We start from the raw sequence: 1,016 nt of genomic DNA, 5'->3' as shown, positions 1-1,016 counted from the left end.
GCACGGATGCGCAGCACGGCTCGCGGCGGATCTCGATGCGGAAGACACTCCGGAGCGCGATGACGAAAGACTTGCCGCACTGGATGAATTTCATGCTCTTCAAGCAGCCACCGGAATCACCGTCAATGTTCACCGGATGCCTACTTCTCCGGAAGGGATCAAGGTTCTGACGGAGTTGGTACGACGAGCTCACAGCGGCGACAAGACGCCGGCGCATGTCGAGAATGTGAGTGAGGTCGGTAGATTCGGTGCACTTCTCGACTGCCCTGTCCCTGATCGCGAGCTTCGCGGGCTGGTCGAACACTTCGAACGTTTGGCGAACGAGGCGTCCGGTCCTATCGGTTCTCGGATGCCGGTGGTGCGTGCTCGAACATTGGTGACATTCTTCGATCAGTATGCGGCCAGACTGATCGGCACAGGTTCGAATACGTTGGCAGCGCCGCATGTCCTCGAACACGCAACGGTGTGTGAGTTGTCCGAGCGCGCACGCTGGCATCTCGATCGAGTAAGAAGCATCCGACGCTAGGGGTTGAACACTTCAGGATTGTTTCGGAACACGAATGCTTCTCGGACGGGGAAGTGGAGGAGAGGATTGCAGCATGGACGAGCGAGCGAGGGACGCGAAGTCAGATGTCGTGCAGACTGAACTTCCGTGCGAGTTCTGCGCCGAGCACCCGCAGTACTTTGCCGGTGACCCTGTCGGTTTCGTGCGCGCAGCGAGGTGGGCAGCGGTGGTCAAAGACTGTTGTCATGGCAACGCCCCCGTGGACTATCTACTGTGCGACGAACATTGGGCCATGATCCGTTTTCAGCAGTTGCCCGGCCAGTGCCGACGATGTGGGCGTATCGCCTACTCGGTAGCCGATATTGTCAGCACCGAGATTCCACTCGGCCGGACTGCTGAAGGCGCATGGCCGTTGGTGGGGCGTGACATCCCTGTTCCTCGATTCGCTGAATAGGTCCCGCGACAGACTTTGTGAAGGGTGAACAGCAGCGTGTTGATCATGGCGCTCGGA

At 59.1% G+C, this 1,016-nt stretch carries 2 protein-coding genes; one reads left to right on the top strand and one right to left on the bottom strand.

Annotation, left to right across the window (positions count from 1 at the left end; all coding sequences use genetic code 11):
- Nucleotides 1–526 (top strand): hypothetical protein (locus tag AC0B9F_RS38595; RefSeq protein WP_472010535.1); only part of this gene is annotated, 526 nt, incomplete at its 5' end.
- Between the two features lie 247 nt (nt 527–773).
- On the opposite strand, the gene AC0B9F_RS38590 is transcribed toward AC0B9F_RS38595, so the two are convergent.
- On the bottom strand, nt 774–1,016 hold a 243-nt coding region (locus AC0B9F_RS38590; RefSeq protein WP_472010533.1), incomplete at its 5' end, for a hypothetical protein.

Source organism: Streptomyces sp. NPDC097129 (genome assembly GCF_055668065.1).
This window is presented reverse-complemented; position numbering and strand designations above follow the sequence as displayed.